23 protein-coding genes and 1 pseudogene are annotated in these 23,478 nt (G+C 69.3%); 10 read left to right on the top strand and 14 right to left on the bottom strand.

The window, feature by feature from the left end; genetic code table 11:
* Positions 1–31: 31 nt before the first annotated feature.
* Positions 32–1,132, bottom strand: a complete 1,101-nt coding sequence (locus ABT057_RS46995; RefSeq protein WP_352351169.1) for a hypothetical protein — start codon at positions 1,130–1,132, stop codon at positions 32–34.
* A gap of 247 nt (positions 1,133–1,379) precedes the next feature.
* On the opposite strand from ABT057_RS46995, the gene ABT057_RS46990 reads away from it, so the two are divergent.
* The gene (locus tag ABT057_RS46990; RefSeq protein WP_352351167.1) at positions 1,380–1,769 is read left to right on the top strand and encodes a VOC family protein; all 390 of its coding nucleotides are present in this window, start codon (positions 1,380–1,382) and stop codon (positions 1,767–1,769) included.
* Between the two features lie 113 nt (positions 1,770–1,882).
* Here the strand turns inward: ABT057_RS46990 and ABT057_RS46985 are convergent, their stop codons facing one another.
* The gene (locus tag ABT057_RS46985; RefSeq protein ID WP_352351165.1) at positions 1,883–3,082 is read right to left on the bottom strand and encodes an SPFH domain-containing protein; all 1,200 of its coding nucleotides are present in this window, start codon (positions 3,080–3,082) and stop codon (positions 1,883–1,885) included.
* 11 nt (positions 3,083–3,093) lie between these two features.
* Positions 3,094–3,345: an NfeD C-terminal domain-containing protein gene (locus tag ABT057_RS46980; RefSeq protein ID WP_352351163.1), complete on the bottom strand. Its 252-nt coding sequence runs from the start codon at positions 3,343–3,345 to the stop codon at positions 3,094–3,096.
* 294 nt (positions 3,346–3,639) lie between these two features.
* Here ABT057_RS46980 and ABT057_RS46975 point away from each other — a divergent pair, with 294 nt between their 5' ends.
* Positions 3,640–4,044 (top strand): DUF1003 domain-containing protein, encoded by a 405-nt coding sequence (locus ABT057_RS46975; RefSeq protein WP_352351161.1) that lies wholly within the window; start codon positions 3,640–3,642, stop codon positions 4,042–4,044.
* A 65-nt stretch (positions 4,045–4,109) separates the two neighbouring features.
* Here the strand turns inward: ABT057_RS46975 and ABT057_RS46970 are convergent, their stop codons facing one another.
* Positions 4,110–4,457: a hypothetical protein gene (locus ABT057_RS46970; protein ID WP_352351159.1), complete on the bottom strand. Its 348-nt coding sequence runs from the start codon at positions 4,455–4,457 to the stop codon at positions 4,110–4,112.
* A gap of 328 nt (positions 4,458–4,785) precedes the next feature.
* Positions 4,786–6,624 (bottom strand): endo alpha-1,4 polygalactosaminidase, encoded by a 1,839-nt coding sequence (locus ABT057_RS46965; RefSeq protein WP_352351157.1) that lies wholly within the window; start codon positions 6,622–6,624, stop codon positions 4,786–4,788.
* A gap of 309 nt (positions 6,625–6,933) precedes the next feature.
* Here ABT057_RS46965 and ABT057_RS46960 point away from each other — a divergent pair, with 309 nt between their 5' ends.
* Together ABT057_RS46960 and ABT057_RS46955 are read left to right on the top strand one after the other, a co-directional pair.
* Positions 6,934–8,892 carry an RICIN domain-containing protein gene (locus tag ABT057_RS46960; RefSeq protein ID WP_352351155.1) on the top strand — a complete coding sequence of 653 codons (1,959 nt, stop codon included), beginning with the start codon at positions 6,934–6,936 and terminating at the stop codon, positions 8,890–8,892.
* 231 nt (positions 8,893–9,123) lie between these two features.
* A complete protein-coding gene (locus ABT057_RS46955) occupies positions 9,124–9,450 on the top strand; it encodes a hypothetical protein (protein ID WP_352351153.1) in 327 nt (108 codons plus the stop codon).
* Positions 9,451–9,477: 27 nt separating this feature from the next.
* Here the strand turns inward: ABT057_RS46955 and ABT057_RS46950 are convergent, their stop codons facing one another.
* On the bottom strand, positions 9,478–11,829 hold the full coding sequence (locus ABT057_RS46950) for an arylsulfatase (RefSeq protein ID WP_352351151.1): 2,352 nt from the start codon (positions 11,827–11,829) through the stop codon (positions 9,478–9,480).
* A gap of 462 nt (positions 11,830–12,291) precedes the next feature.
* Between ABT057_RS46950 and ABT057_RS46945 the strand changes: the two genes are divergently transcribed.
* Positions 12,292–12,468 (top strand): hypothetical protein, encoded by a 177-nt coding sequence (locus ABT057_RS46945; protein ID WP_352351149.1) that lies wholly within the window; start codon positions 12,292–12,294, stop codon positions 12,466–12,468.
* Between the two features lie 130 nt (positions 12,469–12,598).
* Here ABT057_RS46945 and ABT057_RS46940 read toward each other — a convergent pair whose 3' ends face one another.
* From ABT057_RS46940 to ABT057_RS46925, 4 genes are all read right to left on the bottom strand, one after another.
* Positions 12,599–13,090, bottom strand: coding sequence for an SRPBCC family protein (locus ABT057_RS46940; RefSeq protein ID WP_352351147.1), 492 nt, complete (start codon positions 13,088–13,090; stop codon positions 12,599–12,601).
* 64 nt (positions 13,091–13,154) lie between these two features.
* Positions 13,155–14,462 (bottom strand): cation:proton antiporter, encoded by a 1,308-nt coding sequence (locus ABT057_RS46935; RefSeq protein WP_352351145.1) that lies wholly within the window; start codon positions 14,460–14,462, stop codon positions 13,155–13,157.
* Complete coding sequence (locus ABT057_RS46930; RefSeq protein ID WP_352351143.1) at positions 14,459–14,884, bottom strand: SHOCT domain-containing protein; 426 nt, start codon at positions 14,882–14,884, stop codon at positions 14,459–14,461. Before ABT057_RS46930 ends, ABT057_RS46935 begins: the two co-directional genes overlap by 4 nt.
* A gap of 112 nt (positions 14,885–14,996) precedes the next feature.
* Positions 14,997–15,344 carry a carboxymuconolactone decarboxylase family protein gene (locus ABT057_RS46925; RefSeq protein WP_352351141.1) on the bottom strand — a complete coding sequence of 116 codons (348 nt, stop codon included), beginning with the start codon at positions 15,342–15,344 and terminating at the stop codon, positions 14,997–14,999.
* Between the two features lie 375 nt (positions 15,345–15,719).
* On the opposite strand from ABT057_RS46925, the gene ABT057_RS46920 reads away from it, so the two are divergent.
* The gene (locus tag ABT057_RS46920) at positions 15,720–17,054 is read left to right on the top strand and encodes a diacylglycerol/lipid kinase family protein (RefSeq protein WP_352351139.1); all 1,335 of its coding nucleotides are present in this window, start codon (positions 15,720–15,722) and stop codon (positions 17,052–17,054) included.
* The gene (locus ABT057_RS46915; protein ID WP_352351137.1) at positions 17,044–17,574 is read left to right on the top strand and encodes a potassium channel family protein; all 531 of its coding nucleotides are present in this window, start codon (positions 17,044–17,046) and stop codon (positions 17,572–17,574) included. The genes ABT057_RS46920 and ABT057_RS46915 overlap by 11 nt, the downstream gene beginning before the upstream one ends.
* A gap of 77 nt (positions 17,575–17,651) precedes the next feature.
* Here ABT057_RS46915 and gad read toward each other — a convergent pair whose 3' ends face one another.
* Together gad and ABT057_RS46905 are read right to left on the bottom strand one after the other, a co-directional pair.
* Positions 17,652–19,016 carry a glutamate decarboxylase gene (gad, locus tag ABT057_RS46910; protein ID WP_352351135.1) on the bottom strand — a complete coding sequence of 455 codons (1,365 nt, stop codon included), beginning with the start codon at positions 19,014–19,016 and terminating at the stop codon, positions 17,652–17,654.
* 241 nt (positions 19,017–19,257) lie between these two features.
* Positions 19,258–19,602, bottom strand: a complete 345-nt coding sequence (locus ABT057_RS46905) for a hypothetical protein (RefSeq protein ID WP_352351133.1) — start codon at positions 19,600–19,602, stop codon at positions 19,258–19,260.
* Between the two features lie 303 nt (positions 19,603–19,905).
* On the opposite strand from ABT057_RS46905, the gene ABT057_RS46900 reads away from it, so the two are divergent.
* The 3 genes from ABT057_RS46900 (at position 19,906) to ABT057_RS46890 (ending at position 22,374) form a co-directional block, all read left to right on the top strand.
* Complete coding sequence (locus ABT057_RS46900) at positions 19,906–20,613, top strand: hypothetical protein (RefSeq protein WP_352351131.1); 708 nt, start codon at positions 19,906–19,908, stop codon at positions 20,611–20,613.
* Positions 20,603–21,238, top strand: a complete 636-nt coding sequence (locus tag ABT057_RS46895) for an SMI1/KNR4 family protein (protein WP_352351129.1) — start codon at positions 20,603–20,605, stop codon at positions 21,236–21,238. Before ABT057_RS46900 ends, ABT057_RS46895 begins: the two co-directional genes overlap by 11 nt.
* A gap of 485 nt (positions 21,239–21,723) precedes the next feature.
* On the top strand, positions 21,724–22,374 hold the full coding sequence (locus ABT057_RS46890) for a group II intron maturase-specific domain-containing protein (RefSeq protein ID WP_352351127.1): 651 nt from the start codon (positions 21,724–21,726) through the stop codon (positions 22,372–22,374).
* A 176-nt stretch (positions 22,375–22,550) separates the two neighbouring features.
* On the opposite strand, the gene ABT057_RS46885 is transcribed toward ABT057_RS46890, so the two are convergent.
* Together ABT057_RS46885 and ABT057_RS46880 are read right to left on the bottom strand one after the other, a co-directional pair.
* Positions 22,551–22,805 carry a ricin-type beta-trefoil lectin domain protein gene (locus ABT057_RS46885; protein WP_352351125.1) on the bottom strand — a complete coding sequence of 85 codons (255 nt, stop codon included), beginning with the start codon at positions 22,803–22,805 and terminating at the stop codon, positions 22,551–22,553.
* Positions 22,806–23,367: 562 nt separating this feature from the next.
* A pseudogene (locus ABT057_RS46880) lies at positions 23,368–23,478 on the bottom strand (IS5/IS1182 family transposase); the annotation flags it as partial.

The raw sequence follows: 23,478 nt of genomic DNA, 5'->3' as shown, positions 1-23,478 counted from the left end.
GGCCCAGGTCCTCGGGCCGGTCCGGGCATGATCACAACCGGCTGGCGGTCCCGCATCCGGCCTCGCCGACCTTCCGCACACGGTCGTCCAGCGACGTGCTCCGGTCGTACGGGTCGAGCGTGGGGCCGTCTCCCGAGCCGGAGGTCGCGCGCTCGGCGCCGAACTCGGGGGTGAGATAGCCGGTGAAGGTGCCGCAGCCGCCGTTGGTGGTGTCCACCTTGTAGGAGAGCAGGGAGAACGTCCCCGGGTCGGTCACCACGGTCGCCGGGTTGTCCCAGCTCACCACGACCTCGCGGCGCACGATGGTGCGCGTGACCTCGTCGCTTCCCGGCGCGGCGCGTACGACGGGATAGACGTAGGTGACATCGGTGGTCACCTCGAGCGCATGCCGCTCACCCTCCCGGTACGTGATCCGCCCGCGGGTCTTGACGACGTCCCCGACGAGCCGCACCTTCGCCTTCTTGAACCGGCTGAACAGCAGCAGCGGATCGTACTCCCGGCTGGGTATGCGGAACGCGGTCGCCAAGTAGTCCTGGACGTCCTGCTGATGCGGATTGATCAACGCGATGGCCTTGCTCGGCTGTTCCCCGCGCAGCACACCGGCGTCCAGACTGGACGCGGCGAGGAAGTCACGGGTCCGGTCGAGCGCCTGAGCGACCTGCTTCTTGCTCATCCAGCCGGTCGCCCGTGCCGCCGGCACACTGATCCCGGCCGTCCCGTCGCTCCACTGCGCCGCCGGAGAACCCTTGAACGGCTGCTCCAGCGTGGGCAGTTCGGCCGTCTCCGTCGGCGGCGGCTGCTCCGGGCGCTGCGACTCCGCGGCGAGCGGCGTGTTGTCGCCCCCTCCGCCTCCGACTCCGAACCAGCCGGCCACCCGTCCTGGAACCAGTGCCACGACCAGCAGGGCGACGGCGGCCAGCAGACCGACCACGTACCAGCCTTTGCCCTTCTGCCGCCGGGCCGGCCGGTGCACCCGCCATCCCTCCGGCGGGCCGGTCTCCTCCCGCAGGCGCCGCGCCACCATCCGGGCGCGCGCCGACGGCTCCTCGGGCGCGCCCTGACTCCCGGCCTCGGCCTCCCGCAGGAAGCGCTCCCACTCCTCGTCCGGTATGGATCCCCCACCCTTGCCCACGATGCGCTCCCGCCCCCTTCACGCCCCGGTCCCCCCTGGGCCGGCCGTTTGTCCGTGCATCATCACACAGCCCCTCCGCACCCGCAGGTGAGAGGAACCGCCCCTGTCGACCGGGGTGAGGAGGGGGCGTGCTCCTGCTGCCCGCCGGGGATTACGGGACGGTCCTTAGACTGGATGGTGGCATCGCGTGCCGGTCACCGGCTGGGTGAGGCATGGAGGTGTCGGGAGATGCCTTCGGAGGCATTCCTTGTCAGTCGAGTTGAACCACACGATCGTCCACGCCCGGGACAACCGGGAGTCCGCAGAGTTCTTCGCGGACCTGTTGGGTCTCGAGATCACCGCCGAGTGGGGCCCGTTCATCGCCGTCGGCCTGAGCAACGGCGTCACGCTGGACTTCGCCACGATCCCCGCGGACAGGATCACCCCCCAGCACTACGCCTTCCTGGTCTCCGAGGAGGAGTTCGACGCGGCGTACGCGGAGATCGGGCGGCGTGGCGTCGAGCACTACGCCGACCCGCACCGGAAGCAGCCAGGCACCGTCAACCACAACGACGGCGGCCGAGGCGTGTACTTCATGGACCCGGCCGGGCACGCCATGGAACTCATCACCGTGCCGTACGGCGGCTGGACCTCGTAATCACCCGAGCGTCGAGGGCCACGCCCGGTGCGGAGCGCGGCCCTCGACCGCCGGCGTCTCCCGGCCGGCATCACCACGGCTGAGGCCGCTTCCCCACGGCCTTCTGCAACCCGCTAGTCGACGTCCACCGGACCGTCGTCCGACTTCCTCCCCTTGCTGGTGGGCAGCTGGAGCAGCCCGTTGCCCTTGCCCTCCTCGGGGCGGCGGCCTTCGGGACGGTTGCCGTCGGAGTCCTGGCCGCTCAGGTTCTGCCGGACCGAGTCGAGGATCGTCAGGCCCTGGGACACCAGGCCGGCGGCGATCTCGCCGAGACCGTCCGCCCCGTTGAGGACGTTGACGTTGGCGCCGGCCAGACCGCCGGCGGCCTCCTTGACGATCTGCGGGAGCTGGTCGATCAGCATCCGGTCGAGCGCGACCCGGTCGTACGAGGCCGCCGCCTCCGCCTGGATCTTCATCCGCTGCGCCTCGGCGGCCGCGAGGATCCTGACCCGCTCGGCCTCGGCCTCGGCGGGCTTCACGACCTCGGCCACCAGCTGCTGCTGGCGCAGCTTGGCCTGGCGCTGGGCCAGCTCCGTCTGGGCGGCAAGCACCTCCTGCTGGGCGTGTGCCTGCGCCAGCGGTCCGGCCTGCGCGGCCTGCGCCTGGGCGCGGTCCACCTCGGCCGAGTACTCGGCCTTGACGATGGCGGTCTGCCGGGCGTACTCGGCCTGGTTGCGGGCCGCCACCTGCTCCGCCTCGACCGAGGCCTGGGTGGCCTGTGCCTGGGCGATCTGGGCCTGCCGCTGGATGGCCGCCTTGTGCGGCGCGGACATCGCGTCGATGTAGCCGGTCTCACCGTCGTCGATCGACTGGATCTGCAGTGAGTCGACGATCAGGCCGATCTTCGCCATCTCGGTCTTGGAGGTGTCCAGGACCTCCGCGGCGAGCTTCTGCCGCTCCGTGACGATCTCCTCGACCGTCATCGAGCCGATGATGGCCCGCAGGTGGCCGGCGAAGATCCGGCCGGTGAGCACCGACATCTGCTCCTGGTCGGAGAGGAACCGCTGGCCCGCGTTGATGATGCTTTCGTGGTCGTTGCCGACCTTGAAGGCGATGACCGCGCGGACGTGCAACGCGATGCCCTGCCGGGTCACACAGGTCTCGGTGACCTCGGACTCGCACATGGACAGGGTGAGGAATCGAACCTTTCGGAAGACCGGCAGCACGAACTTGCCGTGCCCCGTCACCACTCGGAACGGCGCGCCCCCCAGTCCCCGCCTGCCCCCCGAGATCAGCATCGCCTCGTCGGGAGCGGGGACGCGGTATCCGAACATGCCTGTACTCCTCAGCCGGCGTCGGCGGTGTCTTCGCCGAGCGCGTCCAATGGATCCACCCACTCGATGACGCCGACCTCGCGGCATCCACGTGATTCGATCACGAGCACCGTCGCGCCCGCGGGCAGGGGAGCCTCCGACCAGGCGAGGAAGGTCTCGGAGCCGCCTCTGACCCGCACCAGGACCTCGCCGGGGCCCGCGGGTCCGCGGGTTCCGATGAGCACCTCTCCCGTGCAGCCGATCACGGCCTCGTCCTGCGGCATCACCGGCCGTCCTCCTCGTCCTGGCCCCAGGATTCCGACGATAGACCCAGTCCGGCCGGGACCCAAGGGCAGGAGGACCCGGCCCGCACCGCCGGGACAGGCCCCCAGGGGCGTGCCCGGGGCGCATCGGGCGCGTGGGGGATCGCGTGACGGTGGTCAGGGGACCGGTGAAGCGGCCCGGCAGCCCCCGCCCTCCGGGCGTTCGGCGGGGAAGGGGACACTGAACGGCCGGGGGACCGTTCCCGGTGGTCGTCGGTGCCCCGAGGAATCCCGAAACGCGAGAGGCACACGGCGATGAGCGAGCAGGACAAGCGGGCCAAGCACCACCCGGCAGTGGTCGCGCACCACAACAGCCGTGCCGGAGACGTCCAACTGCGTGTCGCTGACGCCATCACCAAGTTCGCCGGTTCGATGCCGTTCGTCTACCTCCACGCCCTCGCGTTCGCGCTCTGGATGCTGTTCATCGAGTCCAACCCCTGGCCCACCCTGACGCTCGTCGTATCGCTGGAGGCGATCTTCCTCTCGACGTTCGTCATGATCGGCCAGAACCGGCAGGCGGCCTTCCAGCAGATCAAGGCCGACCACGACTTCATCGAGCAGGAGTTGGAGCTCAAGACCAACACCGAGCTGACGCGAGCGATCCACCTCATGACCACGGAACTGCACCGCCGTCTGATCGAGGACGGCGCGGAGCGGTAGCGGGCCCCGCCAAGGCCTGGGTCAGGGCCCCGGCCCGGCCGGGGCATGGCGCTCGTGATCGGTATTCAGAGCTGGAGCAGTCGTCGGGTGATCTCCCGGTACTGCCTCAGCGCGTGCCGGAACTCGTCCGACTGGGCCCCGGGGGCCTGCTCCTCCCAGCAGGCGCGGAGGAGACGCCGCCGTTCCGCGAGGGCGCTCACGAGCTGGGCGGTGGCTTCGTCGTATGCGCTTTCGGCCTCTTCCAGCGCCTCGCGCGGAGTGTCGGCGAAGGTGTTGATGGCGTGTTGGAGGCTCGAGACGATCTTGTCCCGGTCGGCCGACGGGAGCAGCGGCTCCGGGCCCGTGGCGCGGCGCTCGGCGGGCCCCCGGGTTCGGTCCGCGGGCTGCTGGGCGCGTGTCTGGTCGTACATCATCGGGTGCCGCTTCCGTTCCGCCCGAAGGCGTCCTCGGTCTTCTCGACGGCCTGCTTCAGGCTTTCGGAGACCCGGTCGGTTCTGCCCCGGCGCCGCAGTCGCCTGTCTCGGGTGACCCGGCCGAGGCCCTCGGTGATCCTGCGGTCAATCCATCACCGTCTGTTCTCAGTGGCATGGCCCTGCGCCGTGCTGCCAGTCAACGTCCGGCGAGGGTCCGTGTCAACGCGGTGGCCCCGGGGGACGGGCCGCATTCCCTGACCGGACACGCTGTCCGCACGGCGCCTGCCGGACATGAGCCGGCCCGTCCCGCCGTTCGGCAGGCGTGGCGTCAGCAGCTCTCACGGAGGTAGCCGCTCGCGTCCTCGGGCACGACGTCCTGGTCGCGGCGGATGATGCTCAGTGTGCTGCTCCAGCCGGAGCACGCGTTCGACAGACCCTTCGCCGTGTATTCGACGACGAGCACGTTGTCGTCGAACGCTTTTGCGAACTCGCCGCACTCGTTCCACTCGCCGCACTCCTCCACCACGGCGAAGTCCAGGCCCACGGACGCGCGCTCGGACACGAGCTCCAGGGTGTTCTTCTGGGCGACGGCCAGGCCCTTCGCGTGGGCGTCCACCACCAGCAGCTTCATGAACGCCGTGGCCTGCCCGGCGGTGAGGTAGTCCGGGAAGCGGGTGAACGTGTCGTAGTTGTCGGGCTCGATGGCGTCGAACCCCTTGGCCGCGCACTCGTCGATCCAGGTGTTCACCTGGGAAGCGATGCGCTGCCGCTTGGCGGCCGTGCGGATGTCCAGGACCGCCTCGCCCCAGTCCTCGTCGTAGACGACGTCCCCCTTGGCGTCGCGCAGCAGCAGGTCGGAGTCCCAGTCGTCCTCCGCGTTCTCCTGGGCCTGGAAGGCGTTGAAATTGCAGATGTTGTACACACCCGGCGCGGGCGGGTCCTCGTGGCTGCGACTGACCACCCGCACACCGGCCGGCAGGGCGTACGCGCCACCGATCTGGTAGTCCCACCGCACGTGCTTCGGCGGCAGCGTCACTGCTGCTGCCGCTGTTGATGATGCGGACGCGGTCATGGGCGCGGATGCGGATACCGGCGCGGACACGGAGGCCGACGCGGTCCGTGACGGGGAACCGCTGTCCTTGTGCGACCCGGTCATCACCGCGGTGATGCTCAGCCCGGTGACGACCAGGGCCGCAGCGAGGCCGATGAGGATGCGCCGTCTTCGACGGCCGTGACCGCCCCGGGTCCCGTCCGTTCCCTTGTCGCCCCCGGCGGCCGCAGCGCCCTGTGCGGCAGGCCGTGTACCGGAAACCCGGCCGGGTTCCGCCGAGTCGGCCGCGCCCGGCTCGGCCGGGGTGGTGGAATCCGGCAGCGTCAGGAGCATGCCGTGCAGCTCGGCGAGTCCGGGGCGGGCGGCCGGATCCTTGGCCAGACAGAGTTCGGCGATGCTCCGGAGCGGTTCGGCGACTCCGTCCAGGGCCGGAGCCTCGTACATCACCTGATAACCTGTCAGGTACGGGCTGCTTCCGTCGAACGGACGGGTGCCGGTGGCCGCGTACACCAGCAACGACCCCAGCGAGAACACGTCCGACGCGGCGGTGACTTCCCGTGGCGACGCGAACTGCTCCGGCGACATGAAGGGCGGCGTGCCGATCAACCGGCCGGTCACAGTGAGGGCTTCGTTGTCGACGGCGTGCGAGACGCCGAAGTCGATGACGCGAGGACCGTCCTCGGCCATCAGGACGTTGCTCGGTTTCAGATCGCGGTGCACCACACCCGCCTGGTGGATGTCCCGCAGCGCCTCGACAAGGCCCAGCGCGAGCGTCCGCAACTCACGTCCGCCCAGCGGGCCGTCCTCGGCCACGACCTTCGACAGGGTGCGGCCCGGCACGTACAGCGTCGCCATCCACGGCTGTTCGGCGTCCGGATCGGCGTCCACCACCGGGGCCGTGAACGCCCCGCTCACCCGGCGGGCCGCCGCCACCTCCTGCCTGAAGCGCGTCCGGAACTCCTCGTCCTGCGCGTACTGCGCGTGCACGACCTTGACCGCGACCCGCCGTCCCGAGGCCGACCGGCCCAGGTAGACGGTGCCCATGCCGCCACTGCCGAGCCGGTCGATCAGCGCATAGCCGCCGATGGACTCCACATCGCCGGGGCTCAGCGACATCACCCGTCACCTTTTCCATGTGCCGTGCTCTCGAAAGTCTGTGCAGGGGGAAGAGTAGTCCGAGGTTTTCTCGGTGAGACAGCCTTGGCGAGTCGCTCACAGGCCTTCAGACGTCGGCGCCTCACGCGCAGGACCTCGGTCCGCGGCAACCTCTCAGGCCCCGGCGGCCACATACGGATGGATTCGGCGACCCCCTCCTGAGTCCCCAGGTTCAAGCGCGACGGCACACCGGTGGTGCCGGGCGGCACGGCTCCGGCCGCCGTAGCCCGGCACTGCTCCTCGTGGCCGGCACCGAAGGAGATCTGTCACATGAGCGACGTCAACGATCCCGGCCCCCAGGACCGGGCGGCCCGCAGGAAGCGGTCGTCCGGGCGCCGCCGCAGGCGATGGACGGCGACCGGCCTGCTGATCGGTGCGCCCGCCGTGCTCGGCCCGTACCTGCTGCTCTCCCACCCGTCGAGGTCCGAAGCCGCGACGATCGACGTCAACGCCTACTACCGGCTGGTGTCGGTGCGCAGCGGAAAGGCGCTGGAGGTCGCCGACGGGTCCACGGCCGACGGAGCCAGGGCCGTCCAGCACACCGACGACGGCGGCACGGACCAGCAGTGGCGGCTGAAGGCGACCGGTGACGGCTACTACGCGCTGGTGAACCGCAACAGCGGCAAGGTGCTGGAGGTCAAGGACGCCTCCACGGCGAACAGCGCCGTGGTGGACCAGCGGGCCGACTCCGCCGCCGCCAACCAGCAGTGGAAGATCGGCGAACTCGACGGCGGCGCGGTCAAGGTCGTCAACCGCAACAGCGGCAAGGTGCTGGACGTCAAGGCGAAATCCACCGCCGACGGCGCGCAGATCATCCAGTACCGGGACAACGGAGGCACCAACCAGCAGTGGAAGCTGGCAGCGGTCCCCGGCACCGGCACGACGACCACGGCCACGCCTTCGGCGAGCCCCACGCCCTCGACGTCCCCCACTCCGTCACCCACCCCGACCACCTCCGCCACCACCACGTCCGGCGCCTCACTCGCCCAGAAGCTCACCGTCTCCAACGTGACGCTTCCCACATCCTTCGGCTACCTGGAGTCCGGCTACAACGGGCTCCCGCAGTGGACCCGCGTCGACACCGAGGCGGCGCCCGACGGTTCGGTGCGGGTGGCGTGGCCCGCGTCCGACGGAGTCCATGTGACCTCGTTGTCCCCGAGCCTGGCACGGCAGGGCTCCGACACAGTGGTCCCGAACACCGAGGAGGTCAGCGGCCTGGTCGCCCATGACGACGGCTTCGCGCTGCTGACCAGGGTTCCGGACACCAACAAATGGGGTGACACCGCCGCCGCCCTGATCCGCTACAAGAACGGCTCCGTCCTCTTCGACAAGAAGCTGACCGGCACCGCCAGCAACGACACCTCACCCGTGCTCGACGGCGCCCTGCGGTGGAACGGCAGCGAGTACGGCGCCTACTTCGTCGTGCACGGCGCGGGCGGCTTCGCCGACGGGCACTACGGCGACAAGCTGGCCTACGTGGACGACGCAGGGACCACCAAGTCCGGCGGCTGGGACTGGGGTTGCAGCCACAACGAGGGCTTGGCCCTGGCCTCCGGAGAGTCCGGAGCCTTCCCCTCCCTGTGCTTCGACGACTGGCGTTCCGGACTGTTCGTCAGCACCGGGATCGCCGCACCCGACGACGCCCCCGTGGTGCAGCGCGAGCAGTGCTGGGCGGGCTACTGCGGCGGCGCGTACCCCGGCTCCTCCGGCGACCTGGTGAAGACCTCCACCGGCGGGTACGCCACCGCCTTCGCCGACCGCGGAGCCGCCTCGGCGGTCAAGAACACCGCGGACAGCTCCGGCCGCGGCTGGACCGTCACGCCGAAGACCGACACCCACCAGGTGACGGTGGCGCTCCTGAAGGACGCCTCGACCCCCGGCAGCACGGTCACGCTCACCGACGACCCCGGCACCGACCACGTCAACGTCCACATCGCCCCGTACGGCAAGAACCTCCTGGTCTCGTGGGAGAGCGTCGCCGGCGCCGTCTGCAAGGACGGCACCTGCACCGGTAAGTTCACTGGCACCCACCTGCAGGTGATCGACCCCGCCGGGAAGCCCGTCTCCGCCGACGAGGTGGTCGACGCCCATATCGCCGGCGACCTGACGACCCTGCCGGACGGCAGCCTCACCTGGGCCTTCGCGCCCGCCACCCCCGACTACGGCTCCGCCATGTCCGGCGCCTCCCGGACCACCACGACGCTGTCGATCGCGCACCTCACCGACTGAATCCCGCACAGCTGTCCGGTGCGGCCCGACGGCTGCGGGATCACACCCGGGTCCGGCGGACGGCCGGACGCGGGTGCGATCCCGCAGTTTCGTCGCGACGGCATCGGTGTGCCGATGGCGGTCAAGGCGTACGGTGACCCAACGCATTCCCGACCTGGGAAAACGTCGTCGTTGCCGGCCTGCGTCAGCCGCTGCCCGGCGAAGAGCTGCTCTGGTGGAAGGCGTCCTCGGATGATGAGACTCGTTGGCCCGGGCGACACGCGGGTCGTCGCTGTGACCGAGGCGCTCGCGCCGTACGCGTGGCGGAAGCTCACGCCCGAGGCTGTCAGCCGCCGGGCGCTGGCCGCCGTCGACCCCCACCGGATCGACGGGGCGGAGGGGGTCGCTCGCGAGGACGAGCGGGTCGTGGTGCTGAGCGACTTCCTGGCGGGCTGTCCATGGCGGTCCCTGACCACGGCCGGACTGAGCCTGCGGCTGGTGTCCGTGCTGGACGCCTGGCGGCAGGACAGCCAGTGGCTGGAGATCCAGTTGCACTGGTCCCACCAGGACGGCGCCTGACCCGCTTCGCCCCGCGGGCTCGCGCTTCTACTGGCGGGCCATGTGCATACGGATCTCGCTCTCGGGGTCGGTGATCAACTCGCCCGACAGGTCGACGGTCACCGTGTGCAGGGTGCCGTTGAACCGGAAGGGCGGCCTGTAGTCGGTCGTGACGGCTGAGCCCGGGTTGGCGCCGCAGGTCATGCCGCCGGGGTTGAACATGAGCGGAGTGGTGACCGGGATCTCGCTCTCGCCCACGAGGCGGCGGTCGACGTAGAGCTGCGCGCGGCCCGGCATGCCCTTGCCGTGGGCGATGTCCGGTTCTCCGGTGGGTTCGAATTCGAACCGCAGTTCGTGGCGGCCCTCGGGCACGTCCTCGGTCGAGGCGACCCTGTACACGGCACGCCGGAGGTAGTTGTGGGCGTAGTGGAGCCTGCGGTCCTTCAGGTAGAAGGTCCAGCCGCCGACGTTGGTGCCCTGGCAGAGCAGCACGCCTTCGCCGCCGTCGGAGGGGATCTCGGCGTCGGCGGTGACGCTGAACGGGCGGTTGAGCACCCGGGGAGCGACCGCCATGGGCAGGGTCTGCGTGCCCGGCCGGAAGACGTAGCCGGTCCGCGGTGCGGAGACCTGCGGCCGTTCCACGGCGGTCCGCTGCACACCGCTGCTGTCGACCGGCAGGACGTCGTACTTTCCGGCCTGCACGTACCACATCGAGATCATCTCGATGAGCTTGCCGCGGTTGTCGGCGGCGAGGTCCTGGGTCTCGGCGAAGTCCTCGGCGATGTGGTAGAGCTCCCAGTGCTGGGCGTCCAGCTCTCCCAGTTCCTGCGCCGTGATGGGGGTGCCGAAGGGTCTGCCCGCCTCGGCGAAGGACGGACCGGGCCAGGGGCACACCGCACGCCAGCCGTCGTGGTCGATGGCGCGGTGACCGAACATCTCGAAGTACTGCGTGCGGTGCGCGGTCGGCGCGGTCGCGTCATCGAAGGTGTGGGCGAAGCTGACACCGTGGAGGGGCGACTGGGGCACGCCCTTGATGGTGGCCGGGGGCTCGAAGCCGAGGACGTCGAGCACGGTGGGCACCATGTCGATGATGTGGGCGTACTGGCTGCGCACCTCGCCGCGGGCCTTGATGCCCCGGGGCCAGTGGACGACGAACGGGTCGCTGGCGCCGCCACGGTACGTCTCCCGCTTCCACCGCCTGAACGGGGTGTTGCCGGCCCAGGTCCAGCCCCACGGGTAGTGGTTGAACGTGTTCGGTCCGCCAAGCTCGTCGATCGACCTGAGGCTGTCCTCGATCGGCTCGGGAGCGTTGTTGAAGAACTGCCCCTCGTTCGTGGTCCCGGTGACGCCGCCCTCGGCACTGGCCCCGTTGTCGGAGACGAGCATGATGAGGGTGTTGTCGAACTCGCCGGTGTCCTTCAGGAACTGCAGAAGCCGCCCGATGTGGTGGTCGGTGTGGCTGAGGAACCCGGCGTACACCTCCATCATCCGCGCGGAGAGACGGCGGGCATCGGGGGACAGGGAGTTCCACTCCGGGACGTCCGGGTCGTGCCGGGACAGCCGCGCGTCCGCGGGGACGACCCCCAGTCGCTTCTGTCGGTCGAAGGTGGCCTGGCGGTAGGCGTCCCAGCCCTCGTCGAACCTCCCCCGGTAGCGGTCCGCCCACTCCTTGGGCACGTGGTGCGGTGCGTGGGTCGCTCCGGTGCAGAAGTTCAGGAAGAACGGTTTGTCGGGGGCGACCTGTTTGGCGTCGGCGATGAAGGAGACGGCCTTGTCCACCAGGTCCGAGGTGAGGTGGTAGCCCTCCTCCGGTGTGGCGGGCGGTTCCACCTGGTGGTTGTCGTGGACCAGGTCCGGGTACCACTGGCTGGTGTCGCCGCCGAGGAAGCCGTAGAACCGGTCGAAGCCCCGGCCGAGCGGCCAGCGGTCGTAGGGTCCGGCCGCGGACTCGTACTCCGAGGGCATCAGATGCCACTTTCCGATCATGTACGTGTTGTAGCCCTGCTCCACCAGGATCTCGGAGATGAAGCCGTTCTCGAACGGGATCCGGCCGTGGTATCCCGGATAACCCGTGGCCAGTTCCGTGACGCAGGCCATCGCGTTGGCGTGGTGGTTCCGCCCGGTGATGATGCACGAACGCGACGGCGAGCACAGAGCCGTCGTGTGCATGTTGTTGTACAGCAGTCCGTTCGCGGCGAGCCCGTCCATGTTGGGGGTTTCGATGGGGCTGCCGTAGCAGCCGAGTTGGCCGAATCCGGTGTCGTCGAGCGCGATGAAGAGGACGTTCGGCGTGCCCGGAACGGCCCGCGTCGGCTGTGGCCAAGCGGGCGTCGACTCCTCTGCCGTGCGGCCGATCACTCCGGGAAACGTGGTCCCCTGCCTGTACTCTCTCGTCGCCATGTGCCTGATCCTCCGACCGCGCCAGCCGTACCGTGCCGACGGCTGGAACGCTGTGTCGCTGCCTGCGGATAGAGGTGTCCGATGCTTCGCCGGTCATCTGTTGGGCCGGTCATCGCAACGAGCCGACGCATCAACGGGCCTGTGAGAATGCGGTAGAGCAGACCGTGCGGAGGCCGAGCGGCTGGGTCCGGGGCAGGTGCTGCCGGGTCTGCCGGTACGAGTGATGTCGGACCGCTCCGCTTTTCATGCTAACCAGTGAGCAGTGCGCGGGCCATTGGGGCTTCCTGCCACGGTTGCCGGCCCTCCGGGGCGGACAGCGGCCGAAGCCACCCTTTCGGCGGGCCACCGGGAGCGGGACGGCGTCGTTGGGGACGGTATGGCGATGCCGTGCCGGTGGTTGCAGACCGGGTGGGCGCGTCCGACGGACGACGTTCAGGGCGGGGCCGCCCGGCGGAGGTGTGTATGAGTGGTTCTGACGGACCGGCCTGGGCTCCGGAGGGGCGGGCCGGGCTCTGCCAGATGCTGCGTGAGCAGCTCGTCGAGACGGTCAACGTCATCCGCCGGCAGGTGGCGGTCGTGCCGTCGGCCCCCGGCCTTGAACCGGTGGGCGAGAGGCCGGTCCAGGTGCCCCGGAGCTGAGGGTGGCGGGTGCGCGACCACTGTCCGCCGCTGCTCATGGGACACGCCGACCCCGACGACGGCCCCATGACCGCTGGGCGGGGCGTCGAGAGTATGAAGCGCCGTGAGTTGCCGGAGCCGTGGTGGAGTGTCAAGAACGGCGGCACATGGCCTCCAGTCGCCTCATCGCGTCCTGGAAGATCTTGTCCACGTGGCGTTGGCTCACCCGGAGCAACAGCTGTACCGGGGGCGCACAGTCGACGGCGATCGTCCAGCTGACTCTGGTCCGCTCGTGGGCCGAGGGAGCGAGTGTCCACTGCTCCATCATGGCCGTGACACCGCGCGCGCCCGTTTCGTGGACCTGGTAGGCGAAGCGCTCGCCGGGGTCCCAGACGAGCAGGGTCTCGCGGGCCCGGATCAGCCGGTACAGGCGTAGGCGGCGCACCGTTCCCACGCCGTAGGGGGGTGCCCCCTCGTAGCGGCATTCGTTGGCCGGCCCGAACCAGTGGGGCCAGCTCTCGGGGTGGTCCGCCAACTGTTCGAAGATGACGTCTGCGGGTGCGTGGAGATCTCGGGTGCGCGTGCGCCGGACGGGGGCGCGTTCGAGGAAGCCGAGGTCTTCGGAGCGCAGCTGGTGAGGCATGGTGTTTCCGCCTTTCGGCCGCCGATGCATTCTCCGTCCGGAAGCTCCGTCGCCCGTCGATGCCCTACCGCGTCGTGGACGAGTGCCCGGCCCCTCCCTCCTCGGGCACGCCCTCGCGTAGCCGCGGCCTCAGTTCGGCGGCCTTCCGGTGCCAGGCGCCGTACCGCTCCGCGAGAACCACAGCCGACATGCCGTGCAGGAGGATGCTGAGCGCGACGGTGACCGCGATCACCCGGCCGAGGAGCTGAATGCCCGGGACGCGTTCCTCCACCAGGAGAAGCCCGAAGACGACGGAGGCGAGTCCCCGCGGACCGAACCACCCGATGTAGGCGACCGTGGGAAGGGCCAGGCCGCTCCCCGCCAGGGAGAGCGCGACGGGCAGCATCCGGATCACCGTGAGGCTCAGTAGGGCATAGGCGATGATCCGCCAGTCGAGGTCTTCGAGCGTCGGCCCGAGCAGGACGGCGCCGAAGACCAGGAAGCTCAAGGGAGCGAGAAGTTCGGCGAGATGCCCGGCGAGGTCCGCGGTGCCGTCGGCGGCGGCCGGCGCACCCGCCGGGGCGTTCACCGCTGTGCTCCGCCGCAGCGCGACACCGAAGACGAAACCGGCCACCCAGGCCGCGATGAAACCGCTCCCCTCGGTGACGACGGCCAGTGTGTACGCGCCCGCCGCCACGGCCAGGACGAACGTCTGCCGCCAGGCACGACTGATCCAGCCCCTCTCGCGAGACCGGTGCAACAGCCACCCGCCGAGCCCTCCCACGGTCAGGCCCCATGCGGTACTGAGCACGAGCGCACGCCAGAAGACTCCGTCGGCTCCTTCCTCCGAGGCCATGGTTCCGGGCAGAGCCGAGAGGAAGAGCACGAAGAAGGGAAGCACCATGCCGTCGTTGAGGCCGGACTCCACGTTCAGGCCGCCGCGCACCACCGGGGGGACACGGGGATCGGAGACCGCGGTCTTGCCGAGAGCGGCATCGGTCGGCGCGAGAACGGCACCGAGCAGTGCCAGCTCCCACACGGTCAGACCGGGCAGCAGGGGCCACGCCAGGAGCCAGCCCGCACCGATCGTCAGCGGCAGGCCGATTGCCAGCAGACGGCCGGGGAGGAATCCGCCGACGCGGAGATCGCGTCGGCGTACGGACATCGCGTCAGTGAACAGGACCAGGGTCAGGGTGGTTTCGACCAGGGTGAGCACGGGGCCCGCGTCGTGCTCCAGGTCGAGCAGGTCGAGCCCGATCGGGCCGATGGCCACCCCGGCGCCGGTGAACACCATCGGCGCCGACACGGGGGTCGTGGCCAGCCGCCGGGAGAAGAGGGCGTACCCCGCCGTCACGGCGGCCACGGCCGCTCCCGTCCACGCGCTGTCACTCACCGGGCCGAGTGGAGGACCTTCTCCTTGGCCTGGCGGAACTCCTCGTCCGAGATGTCGCCGCGGGCCCGGATCTCCGAGAGCTTGGCGAGCTGGTCCGCCTCGCTGGCCGGGCCGGTGGCGCCGACCGTCTCGCGGATGTAGCGGTTCCTCTCCTCCATCTGGGCCCTGGCGTGCTCCTGTTCACGCCTGCCCATGTCCTTGCCCCTGGCGATGAGGTAGACGAAGACGCCCAGGAAGGGGAGGACGATCGTGAAGACCAGCCATCCCGTCTTGGCCCATCCGCTCATGGAGTCGTCGCGGAAGATGTCGACGATGACGCGGAAGAGCAGGAAGATCCACATCACCCACAGGAAGATCCACATGATCGTCCAGAAGGCTCCCAGGACCGGGTAGTCGTAGGCCAGGTTCACATTGCTGCCCATTGCTTCTCCTGTGTTGTCTCATCCGTGTCGAGGTCGCGGTTCGTGCGCGAGGAGGGGCCGCGGGCCCGATGCCGAGCCCGGCCGGGGCTCGCCGCCCCGGCCGGGCTCGTGATCACCGCTCGTCTTCTCCGTGGAGCTCCAGCCCGAAAGCCTCGCCGATGGCGCGGGCGGCGGACACGACCCGGGCGCTGCCCACCACGGGCGCGATCGCCACGAGCGTTCCCTGGATCTTCTCCAGCGGCACGCCGGCTTCCGCGGCCGTGCCGATGTTGAGGAGATAGGAGGGCGCGGAGGCATCCATGGCCACCAGGGCGGCGATGCGGGCCAACAGGTACGTTTCCTCGTCCAGCCCTGAACGCTCGAACGTGTCGAGGGTCATCTGGACGAGGGTCTCGAATACGGGGGCGTCCGCGTCGGCGAGGGCGGCGACGCCTTCGGCGCCTGTCGCTTTCTGGGCCATGGTTCACGTTCCCTTCCTGGGCGTGGTGTGGTGCACCTTCAACCTTCATGAGAGCCGGGCCCGCCGCGGACCGCCTCACCCGTAAGAGGTGATCGGCCGGCGGCCGGGTGCTCCGCTCCTTCGGAGGCCGCGCGGCGGAGCGCGAGGAGGAGCAGCACGAGGACGGCGAGCCCGGCCGCGCTCAGGGGCCGGACATCGCTTCGGCCGGGTGACCCGTGCCGGACCGGACCGCGCGGCGGCCGTAGCCCTCCGCCGTGCTCGGTTGCCTGCCGGAAGTGAGGGGCTCGGTCCGAAGATCCCCCGGGGCGGGTGATGGCGGACCGGGTGGAGGCAGGGTGGCATGGACCGAGCGCACCCCGCCCGTGGGAGGTCGACATGTCCGGTAGCCGTTACGCGCTCGCTCCACGCTGGGCCGCACGCGTGGCTGTCACCGCGGGCATCGGGGCGATCATCGTGCTGCTGCTGTTCGCCGGGCTCCACAGCCTGCTGCTCGTCCTCCTGGGGGCCGCCGGGCTGGCGGTGACGGCGGCAGGAGTGTGGTGGGCGCTGGTGCACACCGGTCTGCTCAGAGTGCTGGCCGTGGTACTGGCCTTCGCCGCCCCCGCCGTCGTCGTCGTGCTCTACGTGGCGGCCGGGCTGCTGTGGGTGGTGCTCGTCTCGCTCGCGCTGTGGGTACTGGCCGTCTTCTGCGGCCGGGTCGCGCTGGCAGGCGCCGAGGCCACCCCGGCCCAGACCCCGGAACGCCCGGTGGCGCCGCCGCGGCGGCCATACCTGATCATGAACCCGCGTTCGGGCGGCGGCAAGGTCGGCCGATTCCGGCTGCGGGAGAAGGCCGAGGCACTCGGCGCCGAGGTCCTCGTCCTGGACGTGACGCAGCAGCAGGACGTGGCCGCGCTCGCCCGCCGGGCCGCCGACGCGGGCGCCGACCTGCTCGGCGTCGCGGGCGGCGACGGCACACAGGCCCTGGTCGCGGCCGTGGCGGCGGAGCGCGACCTGCCGTTCATGGTGATCTCCGCCGGCACCCGCAACCACTTCGCCCTGGACCTGGGGCTGGACAGGGACGACCCGTCGAAGTGTCTCGACGCACTCACCGACGGTGTCGAACTCCGCATCGACCTGGGCTTCATCAACGACCGCGTGTTCGTGAACAACGCCTCGTTCGGTGCCTACGCGGCCGTCGTGCAGAGCCCCGCCTACCGAGACGACAAGGTCCACACCACCCTGCAGATGCTGCCCGATCTGCTGACACACCAGTACGGCCCGCGCCTCGCCGTGCGTGCCGGGGGAACGACCGTCGAGCAGCCGCAGGCGGTACTGGTCAGCAACAACCCGTACCGGACGGACGACCCGGCCGGGCTGGGCCGCCGGGACCGGCTGGACTCCGGCAGCCTCGGGGTGCTCGGCGTCAAGGTCGACAGCGCGGCGCAGGCGGCGGGAATGCTCCGGGGCCACCGTGCGCCCGGGCTCGCGCAGTTGACCGCCCAGGAGGTGGTCGTCGACGCCGACGCCGATGCGATCCCGGTCGGCGTGGACGGCGAGGCCCTCACCCTGCCGACTCCGGTGCGGTGCCGTATCCAGCAACGTGCCCTGCGGGTGCGGGTCCCCCGCGACCGACCCGGCGTGCGGCGCGGCAGACCCCCGATGGACTGGCGCCGGGTGCGGCGACTGGCCCTGACGACGATCCGGAGAGCCGAGGGACATGGTGGATGACCGCGAGCGACCCGGCCCCCGCGCGACCCTGGCGGCCGTGGCGCGGTCGATCGGTCTGTCGGCCGGACTGGTCGTCGCCTACTACCTGCTGCCCATGGACACGCCATTCGGGGTCGGCACGGTGGCCGGCCTCGTCCTCGGCCTGATCGCGGTGACGGCGCTGTTCCTCTGGCAGGTGCGTGCGATCGCCCGTTCCCCGCACCCCGGACTGCGGGCGGTGGAGTCGCTCGCCGCCGTCGTCACACTGTTCGCGCTGCTCTTCGCCACCTCGTATTTCCTGCTGGAGCGGGCCACACCAGGAAGCTTCACCGAGCCCCTCACACGTACCGACGCCCTGTACTTCGCGCTCACTGTGATCAGCACCGTGGGCTTCGGCGACATCACCGCCCGCACCGAAACGGCACGCGTCATGACCATGATCCAGATGGTGGGCGGAATCCTGCTCGTCGGGATCGCGACCCGGGTGGTGGTCAAGGCCGTCGACACCGGCCGACGGCGACAGGACCCGAAAAACAGGTGACGATGCTCCGAGCGCCACGCCCTTCTCCCGCGTTCCGCATCACCCGTCCCGGGTGATGCGGAACGCGGGAGCGTGCGTCAGTAGCCGGTACCGCGCTTGACCTGGGCCCGCTCGGTCCTGTGGGTCGCACCCTTGTCGTCCAGGGTGCGACACGCGTCGGCGATGTCCTGGCTCAGACGGTCGATCTGCTCGCGGCTCAGGGTTTCCTTGACCAGGGCACGCAGGATCTTCACCCGCTCCGCGTTGGGCGGAAGCGTGTATGCCGGCACCATCCAGCCGCGCTCGGCCGAGAGCTGCCAGGCGATGTCCGACTCGTCGTAGGCGTTCTTGCCGGCGAGACGGAAAGCGACCAGCGGCAGTTGCTCGAGGTCGCTGCCGATCACTTCGAAGCGGCCGCTGCCACGCAGGTTGTCCGCCAGCGCGCGGGCGTTCTCCTGCATCATCTTCATGACGTAGGTGTAGCCCTGGCGACCGAGCCGCACGAAGTTGTAGTACTGCGCGAGCACCATCGAAGCGCCGGTCGAGAAGTTCAGCGTGAACGTCGCGTCGGTCTTGCCCAGGTAGTTCTCGTAGAACACGAGGTCCTCGGCCAGGTCGGACTCCTCGCGGAAGACCAGCCATCCGATGCCCGGGTAGACCAGGCCGTACTTGTGTCCCGAGACGTTGATCGAACGGACCTGCTGGAGCCGGAAGTCCCATTTCGAGTCCGGGTAGAGGAAGGGCCATACGAAGCCGCCGCTGGCGCCGTCGACGTGGATCGGGATGTCGAGGTCCCGCTCCTTGCGGACGTCCCGCAGGAGTTTGTCGATCCCGACGACGTCGTCCTTGTGCCCGGTGAACGTGGTGCCGAGGACGGCGACCACGCCGATCGTGTTCTCGTCGAGGTGGGGCTCCACGTCCTCCGGGCCGATCGTGTACTTGTCCTCGGCGAGCGGCACGATGCGCGGCTCGACGTCGAAGTAGCGGCAGAACTTCTCCCACACGACGTGGACGTCCCCGCCGAAGACCAGGTTGGGCCGGTCGACCGACAGGCCGGCCGCCTGGCGGCGCTCCCGCCACTTCCACTTCAGCGACAGCGCGCCGAGCATGATCGCCTCGGACGAGCCCTGGGTCCGGCATCCGGTCGCCTTGCCCGGCGCGTGGAACAGGTCGGCGAGCATGCGCACGCAGCGCTGCTCGATCTCGGCGGAAATGGGGTACTCCGCATGGTCGATGAAATTGCGGTGGAGGTTCTCGGCGATCAGCCGTTGCGCCTCCGGTTCCATCCAAGTCGTGACAAACGTGGCCAGGTTGCGCTGCGGGTCGCCCTCCATGGCGAGGTCCTCACCCAGCAGCCTCATTGCGTCCGTCGCGCCCATGCCTTCCTTTGGGAAGGTCTCCGAGGGAGCGGGCACGGTCAGGAATCGGTTACCGAAGAGAGCTGCATCGTCACTTTTGGTCATAAAGGCAATCCAAACAGTGACGGATCCTCCCTCGGCGAGGGACACACCGAGACGGAACGGCGAGCCGCCGATCATGAACGGAACCGCGGCCGCCAGGGAAAGCCGCGACAGGTGACAGGCCCGGCCGACCGCGCGCGGAGCGCTACCGCCCGGTACGGCGGTCCGAACGGGGGGAAACGCCTTGTTCAGCGGCTGACCTGGGCGTACGGCTGGGCTGCGGCCTCTGCGGGCTGGGCAGTTTTCACCGTGAATCGCCGTTGTGCCCCGCTGGATCTGGTGCGGTTGCGGTGCGGGCTCCCGGGCCCGGCTTTCTGGCAGCCACCCGTCCCAGCCCGACGACGATGACGACGGGCGCGAGGCACAGCACTTCGGACAGGGCCACGACCGGGAACGGGGCGCTCAAAGCGCGGGGAAGCCGGCCCAGTGCTGCCACACCGATGACGAGGGGAAGCCACACGCGGAAGAAGCGGAAGCGAAAGGCATCTGCTCCGCGGCTTACCCGTTCCCGCTCCACGAGACGCCAGTACGCGGCGACCACGATGCAAAGGGCGCCGATGCCCACGATGCCCCACGTCAGGCCTGCCACGATTCCCCCACCACATCGCATGTCCCGCACTGCTGATCGCAGGCGCTCCACGCGATGGTGACACGCGGTGTCCCGGGTACGAGCGCTGTGCACGCCTTCCCACCGTGTTGGTGCGGTGGCGGGCGTCGTCTCCGGGCTTTCGCCTGCGTTTCTGGGCGGCCCGCCATCGGGGCGGGGGCGGCTCCGGGTGTCGTCCGAACGGCCGTGAACAACGCTGGATGAGACGGGAACCCGGGAACCGAGACGGAGCGGGGCCGGCCCTCACACCCCGGTGGTGTCGGTCCCCCGTGCCATCATCCTCGCGTGTTGAAGATCCCCGGATACGAAGGCGGCCCTCTGGTCGAGGGCGATGCCTACCTTGACGATCCGTTGTTCTGGCCCGTGCACCTCGGCACCTGTTTGCGCGGCGAGGACGCGCAACGAGCCGCGTTCGGAGCTGACTGGGACGCGGCCATGGAGCTCTACCGCGTGCTCTCCGCCGAGCAGGAGTGGCCGATGTTCCGCGTGCCCCTCCGCTCCGGTCACACCATCTACGTCGTCTACCGCAACTTCGACGGAGACCGAGGGGTGGACTACCTGATACATCACCCGACCTGGCCGGCAGCGGAAACCCTCGCTGTGGACGACGGTCACTTCATGGGCCCCGGCATGGCCTGGCCGGAGCTGCTGTCCGCTGCTCGCCAGCCGTCGACAATGGGCGTGGACGACCCCGACGCCCGTCTCCTGCTCCTCTTCCCCACACTCGGCGACACGCGGCTTCCCGACGACGCCACCGTTGCCCTCACCACCGCGCTCAGCGCTCTCACCTTGATCGAAGAGCCGGCCGACGTGGCGAGCATGCTCCTCGAGAACCAGGGCCAATGGACTCCTGCTCACTGGAGGCTTGCGGACGGCGTCCGCATCAACGACGGCGGGCATTCGTACCGAAACCCCGGCAACGCCTTCGCGCTGCCCGAGGCCCGCCTTCTGGAGATCGGCAACGCGCTGAAAGGAGCCGTCCATGTCTGCTGAGAGCTTGTTGGCGCCGCTACTCGGTCTGGTGCCCCCTGAGCACGGGGCGGACGAACAAGTGGACTGGCCCGCAGCCGACGAGGCTCTCGGGGTACGTCTGCCGAGTGACTACAAGGCGTTCATGTCCGTCTACGGCGCGGGTGGCATCGGAGATCTCGGCATTCTGGGGCCGCTGCCCGTCGAGTACTTGCAGTGGGACCCCGGCAACATCCTGGACAGCGCGCCTGCGTTCCGGGACCTGTGGGACAGCGAGGGCGGGGTCCCCGGCATCGTTGCGGACGGAAGCTCGGTCCTGCCCTGGGGTTCCGGCTGCAATGCCAATGAGTTGGGCTGGCTCATGCTCGACTCGGACCCGGAGAAGTGGCCCGTGGTGGTCTGGCGCCGGCAAATCCGCTACGGCGACACGCGATGGAAGCTCTTCGACTGCGGCATGGTCGACTTCCTGGCCAGAATGATGAGCGCCGAATTCGACGAGTGCCCTCTTGGCGACGCCTCCCTTTGGGGCAGGACAGCTCCCTTCGTGCACTGGCGCGAGGCTCAACGACGCTGGCTTGCGGGTCTCGACCCCGAGACGGGCGAGCCGGACCCCATGATTCAGGACTTCCTGCAATGGCCGGCCCCCTGACTCAGCCAATTGCACAGGTCTTGAAGTCGTCTGCGGACATGGGGAGTTCGCTGCCTCGGCGATGTGCGAGTGGCAGGAAGAGAAGGGCACTGGTCCGACCGTCCAAGTGATGCGTGCGTTGACGTGGGTGACGGACACCGTCCAGGGCTCGCGCCGTGGGAGTGCTCGTCGGGTGTCGAAGCGGTGGCCGTAGAGCCGTTCTCAGGCTCCGGGCAGGCTGCAAGCCACCTTGCGCGGCATCTCCAGCCGCTGTCGGCGACTGGAGCGACGGTCGGACAGACACGCTGGCGTACGCACGTGTTCGGCGTCGTGGATGTCAGAAGCCCAGGTCAGCGACCTAACGCATGGTGCCTCCGGCAGGATTCGAACCTGCGACACCCGCTTTAGGAGTTCGATCTACGCCCGCCCCTGGGGCTGTCGTCGGCTGGTCCGGCGGTCGCCGGGGCGCTGCTGTGTGTCGCTGTCCGGCCTCGTTGATGTCAGCCGTGGATGTCAGCGACATAGCTCCGGAACTGGGCAGCCTCCAACGGATCTTCCGGCCGTCCGCCCACTGCCACCGCGTGTGCCGGTCCGCGCACCGCCACAACGCCCGGCAGGTCCGTCGGTCGTCGTCGTCCCGCCCGGCGAGCACCAGGCCGCCCGACCTCAGGGGCTGGTCGCACTCGCGACAGGGCGGAGCATCGTCGGCCATACGGAGAATCCGGCCCTCGAAGAAGGCCGCGCAGGCCATCAAGGACCGGGCCTCGGAGCGGACCTACAGACATACCCGGAACCAGAGCCTGGCCCAGCTCCTGACGGGACTGAACCAGACCCTGCGAGGGTGGGCGTTCTACTTCCACCACGGCTCGGCGAAGCGGACCTTCAACGCGGTCGACCACCACACGTGGCACCGAGTCGCGATCTGGCTCCGCCGGAAACACAGCGTCCCCAGCAGCCAGTTGAAGAGATTCTGTGACCAAGGGTGGCGGTTCGCCGACGGCGAGATCGCGTTCCTCGGCGCATCCAGCGTCATGATCGAACGCTATCGCTATCGCTATCGCTATCGCTATCGCTATCGCTATCGCTATGGCTATCGCTACCGCGGAGCACGAATCCCGACTCCGTGGACCATCGACACGGCAGCCGGAACCGGCTGACCACAGGCCAAGGCACGTGGAGAGCCGGATGCGTGGAGACACGCAAGTCCGGTTCGGGTCGGCGGCTCGGGGAAACGGAACGACGGAAACGGAACGACGGAAACGTCGTCACCGCGCCCCGAGCCGACCGCACAAGGTCAGCCGAATATACCGGCCCTCCCCTGGATCAGGTTGCGTCAGTAACCCGACTTCCACAGCTGGTATCCGCCGCCGTTGCAGCCGATCACGTAGACGGCTCCGCTGCTGTTGCTGTCCAGGCACATGCCAGTGTTGCTGTAGGGCCGGAGCTGGACCTTGTCCCAGCCTGATCCGAACCCGTACCAGGAGCCGCCGACGCAGTCACTGACCCTGACCTCGCCGGAACTCCACCAAGTCAGGCACTGGCCGTACCCGTTCTTGATCTCCACGAGGTCGTAGTCGTTATGGCTCACGAACGTTATCGTCCATGTCTCGCCCGGAACCCCCTGGGTGCAGGTGGAATCTGTGACGACCCCGGTACTGGAGCCGCCGTACAGGCAGCGCCCGGTTGCCCAGTTACGCAGGAAGTTCGTGCTGATGACGTCGCCACTGTTTAGAGCGGACGCCGAACCGGCATTCAGGAAGAGTAAGCCCATGGAAACGGCCAGAGCGAGCACCGCGGTCCATGCACGGCGAGCGAAACGCCCCGAAGTGCGGGGCTGCACCGATGCCTGAGCCCCCTTCGCCTGCCCTGCGTCGAGTCGCTCCGTATACGTCATGTCAAGTTGCTCCATTCAGCCGAGCTTTGCAAGTATCGCGATGGGCCTGCGTTGCAGCCGTCGATACCGGAGTCAAGCACCTATCGATTGCCCAATTGTCGCACCGGCGTTGTCCCGCCCCAGCATCCTCATGCCATAGCCGGAGAAATGAACTCAATAGGCAGGAACTATAATAAGAGTGACGTGACTCGCAAGTGCCTTTCCGTGACCTGCTATTTCGACGTGACGTGTCGCCAGAAGTACCTTAGACGGTGTCCTATGTGGTGAGGCGGCGAGTCGCTTGTAGCAGCAGACGGCTGCGGCGAGGCCGAGAAAGGCCAGGTAGTTGCGGGAGTGGCGTTCGTAGCGGGGGCTGAGTCGGCGGTAG

The sequence above is a fragment of the Streptomyces sp. NPDC002588 genome (assembly GCF_040295925.1).
Lineage (GTDB): Bacteria > Actinomycetota > Actinomycetes > Streptomycetales > Streptomycetaceae > Streptomyces.
Note: the sequence above shows the minus strand (reverse complement) of the source record. Positions and strands in the feature narration are given on the sequence as shown.

Bases quoted from the DNA above. Each gene is read 5' to 3' on its own strand.
- ABT057_RS46925 (WP_352351141.1), bottom strand. From the start codon at position 15,344: ATGGCCCAGAAAGCGACAGGCGCCGAAGGCGTCGCCGCCCTCGCCGAC.
- gad (WP_352351135.1), bottom strand. From the start codon at position 19,016: ATGACCAAAAGTGACGATGCAGCTCTCTTCGGTAACCGATTCCTGACC.
- ABT057_RS46975 (WP_352351161.1), top strand. From the start codon at position 3,640: ATGAGCGAGCAGGACAAGCGGGCCAAGCACCACCCGGCAGTGGTCGCG.
- ABT057_RS46955 (WP_352351153.1), top strand. From the start codon at position 9,124: ATGATGAGACTCGTTGGCCCGGGCGACACGCGGGTCGTCGCTGTGACC.
- ABT057_RS46970 (WP_352351159.1), bottom strand. From the start codon at position 4,457: ATGATGTACGACCAGACACGCGCCCAGCAGCCCGCGGACCGAACCCGG.
- ABT057_RS46965 (WP_352351157.1), bottom strand. From the start codon at position 6,624: ATGTCGCTGAGCCCCGGCGATGTGGAGTCCATCGGCGGCTATGCGCTG.
- ABT057_RS46915 (WP_352351137.1), top strand. From the start codon at position 17,044: ATGGTGGATGACCGCGAGCGACCCGGCCCCCGCGCGACCCTGGCGGCC.
- ABT057_RS46985 (WP_352351165.1), bottom strand. From the start codon at position 3,082: ATGTTCGGATACCGCGTCCCCGCTCCCGACGAGGCGATGCTGATCTCG.
- ABT057_RS46960 (WP_352351155.1), top strand. From the start codon at position 6,934: ATGAGCGACGTCAACGATCCCGGCCCCCAGGACCGGGCGGCCCGCAGG.
- ABT057_RS46945 (WP_352351149.1), top strand. From the start codon at position 12,292: ATGAGTGGTTCTGACGGACCGGCCTGGGCTCCGGAGGGGCGGGCCGGG.
- ABT057_RS46920 (WP_352351139.1), top strand. From the start codon at position 15,720: ATGTCCGGTAGCCGTTACGCGCTCGCTCCACGCTGGGCCGCACGCGTG.
- ABT057_RS46980 (WP_352351163.1), bottom strand. From the start codon at position 3,345: ATGCCGCAGGACGAGGCCGTGATCGGCTGCACGGGAGAGGTGCTCATC.
- ABT057_RS46950 (WP_352351151.1), bottom strand. From the start codon at position 11,829: ATGGCGACGAGAGAGTACAGGCAGGGGACCACGTTTCCCGGAGTGATC.
- ABT057_RS46895 (WP_352351129.1), top strand. From the start codon at position 20,603: ATGTCTGCTGAGAGCTTGTTGGCGCCGCTACTCGGTCTGGTGCCCCCT.
- ABT057_RS46930 (WP_352351143.1), bottom strand. From the start codon at position 14,884: ATGGGCAGCAATGTGAACCTGGCCTACGACTACCCGGTCCTGGGAGCC.
- ABT057_RS46940 (WP_352351147.1), bottom strand. From the start codon at position 13,090: ATGCCTCACCAGCTGCGCTCCGAAGACCTCGGCTTCCTCGAACGCGCC.